Genomic DNA, 13,935 nt, shown 5'->3' with positions numbered 1-13,935 from the left:
TCTGCGGTCGGGGACGGAAACGGCGGATCAGCCTGGCGTCGATGCGGGGGCGGTCGATGCCGGTGCGGCCGGCTTCGCGTCGTCGTCGTCATCGGGCGGGTAGTGCACGACGGGCGGCGCGAGCGGCGCGGCCGCCGACGCGGCGTTGCCGGCGGGCGCGGCGCTGTTGAATGCGCTCGCCGTGCCGGCGGACCCGCCGGCCTGCCGCGCGCCGTCGGCCGGGTGCGCGCCATGCGATGCGTCGTCGCTGCACGCGGCGGCGGACAGTGCGGCACAAAGAGCGAGGGCGGTGGCAAAGCGGCGCATCACATGTCTCCTGCGGGGCTGATCTCGAACGTCGACGAGTATGACGAATCGATGAGGCGTTTCGGTGAATCGTTTGCGACCGGCGCGTGATCGCGGAATGCTTTCGGCGCGGTGACGAATGGCTTTCGGTCGTGCGGGTTGCGCGTCAGCGTCGCGGTGTGCGCCGCCGCACCTCGCTGCGCAGCCAGTCGAGCCAGGTGCGGATCGCCGTCTCGTGCGGATGGCCGGGGCGCCACACGACGTAGTGCGCATACACGTCGGTCACGCGCACCGACGAGACGCGCACGAGCGCGCCCGCCGCCAGCTCGGGCTCGATCAGCGATCGGCGCGCGAGGGCGACGCCGCGCCCTTTCAGGGTCGCGTCGATCAGCGCGTTCGCATCGGTGAAACGCGGCGCACGCGCGGATTCGGTGAGGTCGAGCCGCGCGGCCTGGAGCCACGGTTCCCATGGTTGCGCGGGATGGCGCAGCAGCGTCGCACGCACGAGATCGGCCGGCGCGCGCGGCGCGATGCCGTCGAGATTGCGGTACGCGGGGCTCGCGACCGGGAAGATCGTCTCGTTCATCAGCTTCTCGGCGACGACGCCCGGCCACGTGCCGGGCCCGTAGCGCAGCGCGACGTCGATGCGGTCGCGCTTGCGCAGCGGCGCGAGCGCCACGTCCGGGTGCAGCGCGATCGCGATGTGCGGATGCGCGGCCGAGAAGCGCGGCAGGCGCGGCGCGAGCCAGCGTTCGGCGACGCTCGGCAGCACGCTGACGTTCAGCGTGACGTCGCAGGTGCGCGGGCGGCTGCGCGCGGCGAGGGCAGGCTCGAACGCGCGCTCGAGCACGCTGAGGCCCTGGCGCACCTGCAGCGCGAGCGCATGCGCGGCGTGCGTCGGTGTCGCGCCGTTGCGCTCGCGCGTGAAGAGCGGGTAACCGAGCTGCGCCTCGAGCGCGCGGATGTGCTGGCTGACCGCGCCTTGCGTGAGCGCGAGCGCGTCGGCCGCGCGCGTGAAGCTCTGCAGCCGCACGGCAGTCTCGAACGCGCGCAGCGTCTGCAGCGGAGGAAGGTGGATGCGTCGCATGCGGGTATTAGTAGCACTAATACCCGAGCACGACAATTCATCGTTTGCGGGTGCCGCCGCCGCGTTCCTACACTCGGTGCCATCTTCCACACGGCCTGCATGGCACCGTCAACATGAATGCATATCGTCTCTACTATTCGCCGGGCGCCTGCTCGCTCGCCGCTCACATCGCGCTGGAGGAAACCGGCGCACCGTTCGATACCGAAGTCATCTCCGTGCGCGAGCGCGACAACTACAGCGGCCGCTATCTCGCGATCAACGCGAAGGCACGCGTGCCCGTGCTCGAGATTCCGGGCGAGCCGCGCGTGCTGACCGAAACGCCCGCGATCCTCACGTATCTCGCGCGCCGTTATCCGGACGCGCAACTGCTGCCGCTCGGCGATCCGCTGCGCGAGGCGCGATGCCACGAATGGCTCGCCTGGCTGGTCGGCTGGGTGCATGGCGTCGGCTACGGTGCGCTGTGGCGGCCGGGCCGCTTCATCGGCGATCCCGCGCTGCACGGGGCGGTCAGCACGCACGGGCGCGGCGTGATCGAAGCCGCGAACGAGACGATCGAAGCGAGTCTGGCCGACGGGCGCGAGTGGGCCGAGCCGGGCGCGCATTCGGTCGTCGATCCGTTCCTGTTCGTGCTGTATCGCTGGGGTGTCGCGATCGGGCTCGACATGGCGCGGCACGCGGCGTGGAGCGCCCATGCGCAGCGCGTCGCCGCGCGGCCCGCGGCGCAGCGCGCGCTGGCGGCCGAGGGGCTCCGGTCAGCGTGAGCGGACCTGGGCGGCGGGCCGCGGAAACAGCGGCCACGTCGCCAGCGCGCACGCAGCCGTCGCGAGCCAGACCACGCTCCACGAACTGACGGCGAGCAGCGGCGGGATCGCGAGCGGCGTCGCGAACAGGCCGAGGTAGACGACCGTGTTCGCCATGCCGAGCGCGGTGCCCGCGTGATTCGCACCCGCGAGCGTCGCGAGCTCCGTGTACGCGACGCCATGCCATGCCGATACGCACACGCCCGCGAACACCAGAATCGCGACGATCGCGGCGAGCGGCACATGCGGGAACGCGCTGGTCACGGCCGCGAGCAGCGCGAACGACGCCACCGCGACGAGCACCGAGCCGCGCAGGTACGCGCGCCGGTTGCCGTGCCGGTCGGTATGGCGGCCGCTCCAGACGCGCATCACCATCGCGCCGAGCTGCAACACGACCATCGCCGCGCTGATGCCGGCGAGGCCGAGCCGGCCGAAGTCGTGCAGGAACACCGTCGCGAACGTGAGCACCGCGAACTGCGGCGCGCACAGCAGGCCGATGCCGAGCACGATGCGCCACACGCGGGCGCTTGCGAGCGGGCTGCGGGCGTGCGGCGCGGGCTGCCCGCCGGCGTGTGCAGCAACGGGCGCATCGCGCTCCGGCGGTTCATGCAGCCAGCGCCAGGTCAGCACGGCCGACCCGGCGCACAGCAGCATCAGCGCACCGAATACCGCCGCGAAGCCCAGGTGCGACGCGAGCGACGGCAGCAGCGCCGCGCCGACGCCGCCCCCGAGCGGCACGGCCGTCTGGCGGATGCTCATCGCGAGCCCGCGTTCGCGCTCGCCGAACCAGCGCATCACCGCGCGTCCGCTCGATCCGTTCACGCTGCCGCCGAGCAGGCCGACGACGAACAGCGCGGCGGCGACGCGCATCAGCGGCGGCACCGCGTGCGCGTTCGGGACGATCGTGCACACCATCAGCGCGAGCATCGCGGCCGTCGCGACGAGCCCGGTCAGCAGCACGCGGCGATCGCCGAAACGGTCGGCGGCGATCCCCCACGGCAGTTCGGACAGCGCGACGCCGAAGCCGAGCGCGCCGAGCACGAGGCCGAGTGCGCCGTTGTCGAGGTGGTAGGCCGAGCGCATCCACACGGCGGTGGTCGGGATGCCGGCCGCCGCGGCCGAAAAGCTCATGTTCGCGGCCACGCCGGCGGCCAGCACGCGCCAGCGATGGGCCGGGCCACGCGCGTGGCGTGCCGGCGACGAGGAGGCGAGGGTAGCGCAAGTGTTCATGACGGGGTGCGGGGAAGTGGCTGTTGACGCGCACAGTCTCGCGCCCTACATTCACCCTGAAAATCGGAAAGTTTTTGATGAATTGTTCGATAAAACAGGATGATTGGCATGTTTGAAAGCGATGTGGCGCGATCCGCCGCGACCCAACCCAACTTCGACGTGGCGGCGCTGCGCAGCCTCGTCGCGGGCGTGGATCTCGGCAGTTTCGCGAAGGCGGCCGACCGCGTCGCGCGCTCGTCGTCGGCGGTGAGCGCGCAGATCCGCAAGCTCGAGGAGCAGGCCGGCACGCCGTTGTTCGTGAAATCCGGGCGCGGGCTTGCGCTGACCGAGGCCGGCGACGCGATGCTGCGCTATGCGCGGCGGATGATCGAGCTGAACGACGAGGCGGCCGCGGCCGTGCGCGGGGTGAATCTCGACGGCTGGGTGCGCGTCGGGCTGCAGGAGGATTTCGGCGAGGCGATCTTGCCCGACGTGCTCGGGCGGTTTGCGCGCGCGCATCCGAAGGTGCGGATCGAGGCGCGCGTGGCGCGCAATGCCGACCTGCTCGACCGGCTCGACGCGAACCAGCTCGATCTCGCGCTCGTGTGGGGCGATCCCGCGTCGGCGGCGTTCGTCGCGCGCACGGGGATCGACAGCGAGGAGATCGCACGCGTGCCGATGCGGTGGATCGGCGCGGCCGGCTCAGGCGCGGCGGGAGACGGTGACGCGGGCGAGCCGTCTGTTCGCATGCGGGACGAACCGCTGCCGCTCGTCGTGTTCGATCGGCCGTGCCGGTTCTTCGGCGCCGCGACCGATGCGCTCGACCGCGCGGGCGTGCCGTGGCGCGTTGCATTCACGACGCCGAGTCTCGCCGGGTTATGGGCCGCGGCGGCGGCCGGCCTCGGGCTGACGGTGCGTTCGCATTACGGACTGCCCGCGTCGGTGCGGCTGATCGACGCTGCACCGCTCGGCCTGCCCGAATTGCCGAGCGTGCCGCTGATGTTGCTGCGGCGCACGTCGTCGGCGACGCCGACCGTCGACCGGCTCGCGTGGATCGTGACGCAGGCGGTGAGCGGGGAGACTGAAACGCCGGTTGCCGCGTTCGCGACCTGATCCTGGCCGGCAAGCATGCCTTCGGTTGCCCGTTCGGCCGACTGGAGCGACTTGTCGAATCCCGCGACAATGGTGGTCACTCATTGGAGCCCATCATGCAGAACGCAAACCTCCACGACGCCGCGCTCGATCTGTCGCGGCTCGTCGATGCCGCGATCGCCGGCGAGGACGTCGTGATCTCGCAGGACGGCAAGCCCTCGGTCCGGCTCGTGCCTCTCGAGCCTATCCACCAGTATGGCCTCCTCAAGGGGCAGATATGGATCGCCGACGACTTTTATGCGCCGCTTCCCGACGACCTGCTTGATGCGTTCGAAGGGAAGTAATGCGATTGCTGTTCGATACACCCATCTAGGGAAACTTGGACGTCGATGTGGATCGGCTGGTCGATGCGATCAAGACGAGCAAGTACCACGAGCTGCCGGTTCGGGCCGCGCACGGCGCGGCCGTGCGCAATCTGCCCCATTATCATCGCGACCCGTTCGACCGGCTGCTCGTCGCGCAGGCGTGGTGCGAACCGCTGCTGCTCGTCACCGCCGACGGCGACCTCGCGCAGTACGGCTCGTCCCGAATCCTGACGGTTTGAAACGATTTCGGGAGCGAAATTCAAGCTGCCGCAACAGCCGGCGTGGATGCTTCCAGCGCCGCATGCAGTTCGACCAGCCTCGCCCGCAGCGCATCGCTCGCCGGCACGAACGGCAGCCGCAACCCGTCCTCGCACCACCCTTGCGCGGCCAGCACGGCCTTCACCGGTGCCGGGTTCGGCTCCGCGAACAGCGCCGCGACGAGCGGCTGCAGCGCGACCGACAGGCGCCGCGCATCGGCGAGCCGGCCGTCGCGCAGCAGCGCATGGATGCGCACATGCCATTCGGGCAGCACGTGCGCGCTGCTTGCGATCGCACCGTGCGCACCGGCGCACATCGCCGCGAAGTTCTGGTTGTCGTCGCCGGACAGGATCGCGAGCGGCGTGTCGTGCACGAGCCGGCTCATCCGGTCGAGCGTGCCGCCGCATTCCTTGATGCCCGCGACGCGCGGGTCGCGCGCAAGCGCCTGCAGCGTGTCCAGTTCGACGTTCACGCCGGTGCGGTACGGGATGTTGTAGACGAGCACCGGCAGGTCGGCCGCGTCGACGATCGCCTCGACGTGGCGGCGGATGCCGTCCTGCGTCGGCCGCACGTATACGGGCGGCGTGACGAGCAGCCCGTCGGGCCGCAATGCCGCGAGTTCGCGCGCACGCGCGGCCGCGAAGTGCGTCGCGCTCGCGGTCAGCCCGACGACGATCGGCCGTCCGGGCGCCGCGTCGCGCAACGTCGCGAATACGGCGTCCTGTTCGCGCGCGTCGAGCAGCACGCCTTCACCCGTCGTCGCGCCCGCGACGAAGCCCGCGATGCCCGCGCCCGCATAGTGGCGCGCGAGTCGCGCGAGCGCGGCGTGGTCGACTTCGCCGTGGTGGAACGGCGTGATGATCGGCAGCCAGATACCTTCGAAACGTGTGTTCATGCAAAGCCTCATGGTGGAAACGGAGTGGGAAGGAACCGTTCCGCCGGCGGAGGGCCGGGGCGAGGCATGCGTGCAAGGAGAGTGAAACGACCTGCGGGCATCCCGTCCGGCATTCGCCTGACGGGACGCGACGTCCCCGTCAGTCGAGGAGTCGTTTTTTCAGTTTCAGCCCAGCCGCGCGCACACCTGCCGCGGCGGCGGCGAGGATCGGGAGCGAGCGCAGGGCAGCGGACATGGAGGAACCGTGAGTGGGCTGAGCGGCGATCTTAGCATCACATCCGGCGCGTGCGCGAGCGGTCGCCGTCGCTTATCCGGAATTCTGCTTTGCTTTCCACGACTGATTGGAAAGCGTGTCGCGCCCGGCCGCTAGAATGCCCGCTTACGTTTCGATGACAGCGCGAGCGTGCGCCGGCACGCATCAACCACTGGAAGCGGGGCATTCAACGATGGGATACACGAACGGAATCGGCAGCCGGCTGCTGAAGGGTGTCGCCGCAGCGGCGCTGGTCGTGGCGGCGACGGCCGCGCACGCGGATACGTCGATCCTGAACGTGTCGTACGACGTGACGCGCGAGCTGTACAAGGACATCAACACCGGCTTTGCCGCCGCGTACAAGCAGAAGACCGGCGAGACGGTCGCGATCAAGCAGTCGCACGGCGCGTCGAGCGCGCAGGCGCTGTCGGTGCTGCAGGGGCTGCAGGCCGACGTCGTGACGATGAACCAGCCGAACGACATCGACCTGCTCGCCGAGCGCGGCCAGTTGCTGCCGAAGGACTGGCGTGCGCGTTTCCCGGACAACAGCTCGCCGTACTCGACCACGATGGTGTTCCTGGTGCGCAAGGGCAACCCGAAGGCGATCAAGGACTGGAGCGATCTCGCGAAGCCGGGTGTCCAGGTGATCATCGCGAACCCGAAGACGTCGGGCAATGGTCGTTATGCGTATCTCGCCGCATGGGGCTTCCAGAAGCAGAAGGGCGCGACCGACCAGCAGGCGATCGACTTCGAGAAGGCGATCTTTCGCAACGTGCCAGTGCTCGACTCCGGCGGCCGGGGCGCGACGACGACGTTCACGCAGCGCGGCATCGGCGACGTGCTGGTCACGTTCGAGAACGAAGTCGCGCTGATGGACACCGGTGCGTCGGGCGCGCAGTTCGACGCCGTGTATCCGTCGGCGAGCATCCTCGCGGAGCCGCCCGTCGCCGTCGTCGACAAGGTCGTCGACAAGAAGGGCACGCGCAAGGTCGCGCAGGCGTATCTCGACTACCTGTACACGCCGCAAGCGCAGGAGATCATCGCGCAGCACCATCTGCGCCCGCGCGACGCGAACGTGCTGAAGAAGCACGCTGCCGAGTTCAAGCCGCTGAAGACGTTCAGCGTCGAGCAGGTCTTCGGCAGCTGGGCGAACGCGCAGAAGACGCATTTCGCGGACGGCGGCACGTTCGACCAGGTGATCGTCGACCGGAAATGACGGCGGCCCGGCGCGGCGCGGCGCGCCACGCGAGCGCGCCGCATCACGGCTTGCCGTTGATCGTGGTGAGGTAGCGGGCGAGGTCGTCGATCGCCTCGGGCGGCAGCGGCGCGCCATACACCGCGCGCATCTTGACGACTTCCGCCTTCCACTCGTCGAACGACAGCGGCGGCTGGCGCGTTACCATGTCGACCGAATGGCAGACGAGGCAATGCAGGTCCGCGAGATCGGCGCCCGGGCCGGGCGGAAACTTCCGCGTATCGCCGGGCAGCGTAACCTCGACCGTGCGAGCCTCGGTGTTCCGCGCTGCCGCAGCGCGCGCCGGCCCGGTCGCTTCCGCCATCGCGACGCTTGTCGCGCACGTCGCGGCGGCGAGCAGGAGCACGGCACAAGTCTTCGTCATGATCGGCTCCTCACGCGACGACCACGTTCGTCGTTTCGACCACGTTGCGCATGTAGCCGGCCGGGTTCCAGTTCGGCGCATCGGGCTGCTCGACGCCGTCGGCGTTGATCGCCTTGACCCGCAGCACCGCCTGTCCGGCGCGCCGCGGCGTGAACTGCGCTTCCCAGCGGCGGAAACTGTATTTGCCGTAGTCCTTCCCGAGCCGGGCTGCCGCCCAGGACGCGCCGCCGTCGGGCGAGAAGAGCACCTTGCGCACGCCGGTGTCGCCGCCGAACGCGATGCCCCGGACCGTCTGCACGCGATCCAGTGCGATTACGCTGCCGTCGGCGAGGTTGGTAATAAACGAGCGCGGCGCCATCCGGCCGATCGGTACGGTCGCAACGCCGGCCTGCCCGGGCAGGATGCTCGCGTGCGGGGTGTCGGGGATCCGGTAGGCCTTCGCCATCCAGAAGTTGTCGTCGCGGCGGTCGATGACCTCGATGTCGTGCAGCATCTTCACCCAGTACGTCGAATACCAGCCGGGCACGACGAGACGCACCGGGAACCCGTTGAGCAGCGGCAGCGGCTGCCCGTTCATCGCGAACGCGACGATCACTTCGCCGTCGCGCGCGCGATCGACGTCGAGCGCCTTCACGTAGGCCGGCGTGGCGGGCAGCACGCCCGTGTCGAGGCCGTTGAAGCGGACCTGGACCGCGCCCGCCTTCACGCCCGCCCGATCGAGGATGTCCTTCAGCCGCACGCCGGTCCAGCGTGCGTTGCCCATCGCGCCGTTGCCCCATTCGCCGCCGGCTACGCGCGGCTTGAAGAAGCCGCGCGAATTGCCGGCGCACTGATTGACGGCGGCGACCTCGACGTGTGGAAAGTCCCGCGCGAGCTCGCGCAGGCTCAGCTCCAGCGGCCGCTCGACGAGCCCGTGCACCGCGAGCCGGAACGCGCCGGCGTCGATCCGTGTCGGGATGCCGGCCAGGTGCCAGCGCACGAAGAAGCGGTCGTTCGGCGTGAACACGCCGTCGTCGAACACGGAGAACGGCGTTTCCAGCAGCGGCGGGCGGGTGCGCACGAGCAGCATCTCGCCCTTTTGCGGAAAGGCGCGCGTCAGCTCGCGCAGCCCGTTCTCGAACGGCAGCGAGACCGCGTCGGCCGCGTGTGCGCGGCGAAGCCAGCCGCTGCCGACGGCCAGCAGGCCGCCCGCGGCGGCGACCTGGATCAGGTGGCGGCGTTGTGGATCGAGTGGGGCGGCCATGTCGACTCCCGGGTTAGCCGATCTGTCTGTGGATAGCGCAACCGTTCACCCGGCCGGGGGGGACGCATGCGCGCCGGCGCTGCATTCATATTAGGCGCTATCCGGCGCCATATCCGGCCCGGCCGCGCCACGCATTTCCGCTTCCGCGGCCGCGCGTGCTACGCTCATCGCCTCCCTGTTTCCGGCGCCGCGCGATGAATGTCGATCCTTCCGCTTCTCCCCCTCGCGGCCGTGGCCGCAAGATCTGGTCGGGCACGCGCCCGGTCATTGCGTACGGGATGCCGCCGCTCGGCTGGCGCGACCTCTATCACCGCGCGCTGACGGTGAGCTGGCCCGTATTCTTCCTGTCGCTCGCCGTGCTGTTCCTGCTGCTCAACGGCGGCTTTGCAACGCTCTACCTGCTCGGCCACGCGCCGATCGCGAACCAGTCGCCGGCCGGATTCGGCGGCGCGTTCTTCTTCAGCGTCGAGACGCTCGCGACCGTCGGCTACGGCGACATGCATCCGCAGACGGTCTATGCGCACCTGGTCGCGACGTTCGAGATCTTCATCGGGATGTCGGGCATCGCGCTGGCCACGGGGCTCGTGTTCGCGCGGTTTTCGCGGCCGCAGGCGAAGATCCTGTTCGCGCGCTACGCGGTCGTCCGGCCGCTGAACGGCAGGATGACGCTGATGGTGCGCGCCGCGAACGCGCGCCAGAACGTGATTGCCGAGGCGCAGGCGAAATTGCGGCTGATGCGGATCGAGGGCACGCACGAGGGCTACACGCTGCGCAAGATCCACGACCTGCCGCTCGTGCGCAGCGAGCACCCGATTTTCCTGCTCGGCTGGAACCTGATGCACGTGATCGACGAATCGAGCGCGCTGTTCGGCGAGACGCCCGAATCGCTCGCCGCGCGCGACGCGTCGTTGCTGATCACGATCGAAGGCTCGGACGAGACGACCGCGCAGGTGATGCAGGCGCGTCACACGTGGGTGCATGGCGAGATCCGCTGGCGTCACCGCTATGTCGACCTGATGCACGACGAAGACGGCATCACGCACATCGACTACACGCATTTTCACGAAGTCGTGCCGGTCGACGCGGACACGGACGGCGGCACACCCGGCGCGACCATCGTGTCCCGCGAAGCACGCGCGCCCGGCCCGGCCGCATCGTCGACGTAGCGCCCGTTCGCGTCAGGGATGCAGCAGGCGCGCCGCTTCGCGCTGTTCGATCGCGACCGCGCGGCGGAATCCGTCGCGGTCCTCGGCGCGCGCGACGTAGTCGCCGAGCACGCCTTCGTGCGGCAGCAGATGCGCGTCGAATGCGATCTTCAGCGTGCTGGCGAGCAGCAGGTCGGCCGCGGTGAAGCGCTCGCCGACGAGCCACGGGCCATGGGCGAGCGCTTGCGCGAGTGCGCGTTGCACCCGCGTGATGTTGCCCCAGCCGAATGCGACCGGATTGCCCGACGCGCCGGTGAATTTTTCGGCCATCGCCGGTTCGAGGCAGGTCGGCGTGAAGAACATCCATTGGAGAAAGCGGCCGCGCAGCGGATCGTCGGGGGCGATGCCGAGCCCGGCACCCGGGCAGCGGTCGGCAAGATAGAGCAGCACGGCGCCTGATTCGGCGAACGGCACGCTGCCGTCGTCGAGCGCGGGCAGCTTGGCCATCGGGTTGACCTGCACGAACGCGTCGCTGCCCTGTTCGTGCGAGCGCAGGTCGATCGGCACGAGTTCGTACACCACGCCGAGTTCTTCGAGCATCCACAACGCCCGGAATGCCCGGGTCTTCGGCCAGTAGTAGAGCTTCATCATGTCTCCGCGTTTCGGTGTCGGTTGACGGTCAAGCGTACCCGAGCGCCGGAGGTTCGGACAGGGGTGGCCGGCTAGGGGCGGCCGGCCAGAGGCAGGCGGTAGGCGCGATCATCGAGAGCCGGCGATGGAGCGACGGGTAGAACAAGGGAAATGTGAATAACTAGTCATTGGATAACTAGTTAAAAATTCTGTGCATGCCGGCAGCTTGTCGGGTGGCGGCCGACGGCCCGCAAGCGCGAACGACGCGCCGAAGCGGAGGGGCGGCACTTGTATGAGCGACGCGCGCTTCATGAGGCCAACGGGCCGGACAGGAGCGTGAGTTTGTGCGACGTTGCGCGTTCGAACGGTTGTGGACAACCGCCCCACGAAGCCACTCGAAATACTGTGCTTCCTCAAGGTGAGGGCATTGCCCGTCGGCAGATGTATCGGGCCGTGTGGGCGGCGCCAGACCGTCTCGCGCAGATGAACGCGCCGAGTCGACCGAGCGGACGCAGCCGGTCACGCTGTCGCGCGCGTTGTGGATATCCCCACCCAGAAACGACTCGAAGCCCTGTGTATTTCAACGGTGAGCGTGAGAGCGCTGATCGAGCGCGTCGCCGGCATCGATGTGGATATCCGACCTCCGAGGCGACTCGAAAGGCTGTGGATTTTAACGGTGAGGGCGAGCCCTCTATCGACCGTTTCGCCACCCCCGATGTGGATATCCGACCTCCGAGGCGACTCGAAAGGCTGTGGACTTTAACGGTGAGGGCGAGCCCTCTATCGACCGTTTCGCCACCCTGATGTGGATATCCGACCTTCGAAGCCACTCGAAAGGCTGTGGATTTTAACGGTGAGAGTGAGCCCCGATCGACCGTTTCGCCAGCCTCGATGTGGATATCCGGCCTCCGAGGCCACTCGAAAGGCTGTGGATTTTAACGGTGAGGATGAGCCCTCGGTCGAACACTTCGCCAACCCCGATGTGGATATCCTGCCCCCGAGGCGACTCGCAAGGCTGTGAATTCTAACGGTGAGGATGAGCCGTCGATCGAACGCGTCGCCAACCCCGATGTGGATATCCGACCTTCGAGGCGACTCGAAACGCTGTGGATTTCAATGGTGAGAGTGATCCCTCGATCGAACGTTTCGCCAACTCCGATGTGGATATCCCGCCTCCAGATCGACTCGCAAGGCTGTGAATTCCAAAGGTGAGGGCAAGCCCTCGATCGAACGCCTCGCCAGCCCCGATGTGGATATCCCCCCCGACGCAACTCGAAAGGCTGTGGATTCTACAGGTGAGCACGAGCACCCGTTCAAATGCGTTGCGCGGATATCCGAAACGACTCGAAGCCCTGTGCATTTCAAAGGTGAGCGTGAACGCCCGATCACGCGCGTCGAGCCATATGTCCATTGTGGATATCCGCCTCGCCGGGCAAATCGAAACGCTGTGCAATCCAACGGTGAGGGCGCGCGCTTCCACCCGGCCGGCCCCCGCCGTGCCGCACGCGGGCAAGCCCGCCCCGACATCTCCCGCGCTGTGTCAGATGCCGCGCATGGCACTCGTCGTCCGATCGCGACGCCGCACCATCCAGACGCTAACCAGGAACCCCGCGACGAGCGGCACGAGCATCCATTCGAGGCCGATGCGCATCGCGTACGCGTGCGCTGTCGCGCCGCCGCCCTCGCCGAGCGCGCCGAAGAACGCGCCGCCGATGCAGGCAGCCGCGAACGCGGCGCCGATATAGAGCATCGCGACGATCGCGCCGGCGGTCATGCCGGCATGGCGCGCGTCGACGTCCGCAAGCACGATCCGCTGCAGCGACGGCAGCGCCAACCCTTGTCCGGTCCCGGCAATCAGGAGACCGATGTAAAACGGCAGTTCCGGTGCGCCATGGCCCAGTTGCGATGCGCAGAGCCCGAAGCCGCCGGCGAGGCAACCGAACCCGAGCGGCATCAGCCCCTCGCCGATGCGGCGGGCGAGCCATGGCGTCGCGAGCGGTCCGAGCAGATAGCCGGCGCCGTAGGGAGCGAGGCCGAGGCCCGATAGCAGAGGGGTCCAGCCGAGCCCCTCCTGCAGGTAGATGCCATAGGTGAGGAAGAACGCGGCGATGCTGTAGAAGAGGAACGCGAGCAGCAAGCCGATTGCCACGACCGGCTGGCTCAACACCGCCACGTCGACGAGCGGATCGCGCGCCTGCCGCGCGATCCGGCGTTCGATCCGGATGAACGCGACGAACGCTGGTATGCACAGGCCGAGACTCCAGAACGTCCATGCGGGCCAGTGCAGCTCGCGGCCGACGGTCAGCGGATAGATCAGCAGCATCAGCGCAACCGTCAGCGCGACCATGCCCGGGACGTCGATGCGCGCGCCGCGCGCCGCGCGGCTCTCGGGCAGATACCGCCAGGTTCCCACGAGCGCGAGCATGCCGATCGGCACGTTCACGAGAAATACCACGCGCCAGTCGAGTCCCCAGGGATGCAGATCGATCAGCGCGCCGCCGCCGATTTGTCCGGCCACCGACGCGAGCCCGAACACGAACCCGTAGAGGCCCATCAGGCGCGCCTGCATCTGCGCAGGAAAGACGGTGCGGATCGACGCGAGGACCTGCGGCGTGATCAGCGCCGCGCTGATGCCCTGCACGACGCGGCTCGCGACCAGCACCTCGCCGCTCATCGCCATGCCGCACAGCGCCGATGCAACGACGAAGGCTGCCATGCCGGTCATGAAGATCCGCCGGCGTCCGTACAGATCGCCGAGGCGCCCGCCGGTGATCAAGACGACGGCATATGCGAGCGCGTATGCGGAGACCGTGAGCTGGATCTGCGCGTCGCTGGCTTTCAGGCCGACGTGAATCGCAGGCAGCGCTAGATTGACGATGAAGTAATCCAGCGGCGGCAGGAATACGCCGGTATAGAGCGACGCGAGCGCGAGGCCGCGGCGCAGGGGAGACGCTTCGATAGTCATGCGCGTAATCGGGAAAGGAATGACATGATCTGCACGATAGCAACAGGTGGCACTATCATCTAAGCCCACTTTCGAAAATTGGATCAATC

Annotated in this window: 13 protein-coding genes and 1 pseudogene; 6 read left to right on the top strand and 8 right to left on the bottom strand. The window is 68.5% G+C overall.

The genetic code is table 11. The features are described from left to right. Positions 1-27: 27 nt before the first annotated feature. Both WT26_RS19280 and WT26_RS19275 read right to left on the bottom strand, forming a co-directional pair. Positions 28-306 (bottom strand): hypothetical protein, encoded by a 279-nt coding sequence (locus WT26_RS19280; protein ID WP_069273554.1) that lies wholly within the window; start codon positions 304-306, stop codon positions 28-30. A 145-nt stretch (positions 307-451) separates the two neighbouring features. Then, positions 452-1,372: a LysR substrate-binding domain-containing protein gene (locus WT26_RS19275; RefSeq protein WP_069273553.1), complete on the bottom strand. Its 921-nt coding sequence runs from the start codon at positions 1,370-1,372 to the stop codon at positions 452-454. A 113-nt stretch (positions 1,373-1,485) separates the two neighbouring features. Here WT26_RS19275 and WT26_RS19270 point away from each other — a divergent pair, with 113 nt between their 5' ends. Then, positions 1,486-2,133, top strand: coding sequence for a glutathione S-transferase family protein (locus WT26_RS19270; protein ID WP_069273552.1), 648 nt, complete (start codon positions 1,486-1,488; stop codon positions 2,131-2,133). On the opposite strand, the gene WT26_RS19265 is transcribed toward WT26_RS19270, so the two are convergent. Next, on the bottom strand, positions 2,125-3,402 hold the full coding sequence (locus WT26_RS19265; protein WP_069273551.1) for an MFS transporter: 1,278 nt from the start codon (positions 3,400-3,402) through the stop codon (positions 2,125-2,127). The genes WT26_RS19270 and WT26_RS19265 overlap by 9 nt on opposite strands. Positions 3,403-3,501: 99 nt before the next feature. Between WT26_RS19265 and WT26_RS19260 the strand changes: the two genes are divergently transcribed. The 3 genes and pseudogenes from WT26_RS19260 to WT26_RS19250 all read left to right on the top strand — a co-directional run. Further along, positions 3,502-4,494 (top strand): LysR substrate-binding domain-containing protein, encoded by a 993-nt coding sequence (locus WT26_RS19260; protein WP_069273550.1) that lies wholly within the window; start codon positions 3,502-3,504, stop codon positions 4,492-4,494. A gap of 95 nt (positions 4,495-4,589) precedes the next feature. After that, on the top strand, positions 4,590-4,817 hold the full coding sequence (locus WT26_RS19255; RefSeq protein ID WP_069270584.1) for a type II toxin-antitoxin system Phd/YefM family antitoxin: 228 nt from the start codon (positions 4,590-4,592) through the stop codon (positions 4,815-4,817). Between the two features lie 29 nt (positions 4,818-4,846). Further along, a pseudogene (locus WT26_RS19250) lies at positions 4,847-5,077 on the top strand (type II toxin-antitoxin system VapC family toxin); the annotation flags it as partial. Positions 5,078-5,097: 20 nt separating this feature from the next. On the opposite strand, the gene dapA reads toward WT26_RS19250, so the two are convergent. Continuing rightward, the gene (gene dapA, locus WT26_RS19245; RefSeq protein ID WP_069273549.1) at positions 5,098-5,991 is read right to left on the bottom strand and encodes a 4-hydroxy-tetrahydrodipicolinate synthase; all 894 of its coding nucleotides are present in this window, start codon (positions 5,989-5,991) and stop codon (positions 5,098-5,100) included. Positions 5,992-6,437: 446 nt separating this feature from the next. On the opposite strand from dapA, the gene WT26_RS19240 reads away from it, so the two are divergent. Beyond that, positions 6,438-7,460: a sulfate ABC transporter substrate-binding protein gene (locus tag WT26_RS19240; RefSeq protein WP_069273548.1), complete on the top strand. Its 1,023-nt coding sequence runs from the start codon at positions 6,438-6,440 to the stop codon at positions 7,458-7,460. 43 nt (positions 7,461-7,503) lie between these two features. Here the strand turns inward: WT26_RS19240 and WT26_RS19235 are convergent, their stop codons facing one another. Beyond that, the gene (locus WT26_RS19235) at positions 7,504-7,863 is read right to left on the bottom strand and encodes a c-type cytochrome (protein ID WP_059956910.1); all 360 of its coding nucleotides are present in this window, start codon (positions 7,861-7,863) and stop codon (positions 7,504-7,506) included. A gap of 10 nt (positions 7,864-7,873) precedes the next feature. After that, positions 7,874-9,106 (bottom strand): molybdopterin-dependent oxidoreductase, encoded by a 1,233-nt coding sequence (locus WT26_RS19230; RefSeq protein WP_059739782.1) that lies wholly within the window; start codon positions 9,104-9,106, stop codon positions 7,874-7,876. Between the two features lie 194 nt (positions 9,107-9,300). Between WT26_RS19230 and WT26_RS19225 the strand changes: the two genes are divergently transcribed. Continuing rightward, a complete protein-coding gene (locus tag WT26_RS19225) occupies positions 9,301-10,272 on the top strand; it encodes an ion channel (RefSeq protein ID WP_069273547.1) in 972 nt (323 codons plus the stop codon). A gap of 12 nt (positions 10,273-10,284) precedes the next feature. Here the strand turns inward: WT26_RS19225 and WT26_RS19220 are convergent, their stop codons facing one another. Both WT26_RS19220 and WT26_RS19215 read right to left on the bottom strand, forming a co-directional pair. After that, positions 10,285-10,899 carry a glutathione S-transferase family protein gene (locus tag WT26_RS19220; protein ID WP_069273809.1) on the bottom strand — a complete coding sequence of 205 codons (615 nt, stop codon included), beginning with the start codon at positions 10,897-10,899 and terminating at the stop codon, positions 10,285-10,287. A gap of 1,522 nt (positions 10,900-12,421) precedes the next feature. Next, positions 12,422-13,846, bottom strand: a complete 1,425-nt coding sequence (locus WT26_RS19215) for an MFS transporter (protein ID WP_069270582.1) — start codon at positions 13,844-13,846, stop codon at positions 12,422-12,424. Positions 13,847-13,935 lie beyond the last annotated feature (89 nt).

Origin of the sequence: Burkholderia cepacia, from assembly GCF_001718835.1 — a bacterium.
Lineage (GTDB): Bacteria > Pseudomonadota > Gammaproteobacteria > Burkholderiales > Burkholderiaceae > Burkholderia > Burkholderia cepacia_F.
The sequence above is the reverse complement of the archived record's forward strand: the minus strand, read 5'-3'. Positions and strand labels throughout refer to the sequence as shown.